General features: G+C 67.2%; 1 protein-coding gene. It reads right to left on the bottom strand.

The genetic code is table 11. The features are described 5' to 3' along the window. Window positions 1–476: efflux RND transporter permease subunit (locus tag NJE57_RS19915; RefSeq protein ID WP_319030224.1), on the bottom strand; the 476-nt coding region annotated here is incomplete at both ends.

Below are 476 nucleotides of genomic sequence, written 5' to 3'. Positions count from 1 at the left end.
CTTCTGGGTGCCGACCGGCGTGATCAGGTTCTGCGCGGCCAGCGCATTGGCGACGTCCTGGCCGGACAGGCCGCGGGCCTGGAGCGCGGTCGGGTCGAGGTCGATCTGGATCTGGCGCTGCTTGCCGCCGAACGGATACGGGATTGCCGCGCCGGGCACGGTGACCAGCGGCGTGCGGAGCTGGTTGATGCCGATGTCGGCGAGGTTCTGCTCGGTCAGCCCGTCGCCGGAGAGCGCCACCTGGATGATCGGCACGGTCGAGGCGGAGTAGTTCAGGATCAAGGGCGGCGTCGCACCGGGCGGCAGCTGCTTCAGCAGCGTCTGCGAGATCGCGGTGACCTGGGCGTTGGCGGTGCGGATGTCGACGGTCGGCTGGAAGAAGATCTTGACGATACCGAAGCCGTTATAGGAGTTGGCGACGATGTGCTCGATGTCGTTGACCGTCGTCGTCAGCGAGCGCTGGAACGGCGTCGTGA

The organism is Dietzia sp. PP-33, assembly GCF_033790845.1.
GTDB lineage: Bacteria > Actinomycetota > Actinomycetes > Mycobacteriales > Mycobacteriaceae > Dietzia.
This window is presented reverse-complemented; position numbering and strand designations above follow the sequence as displayed.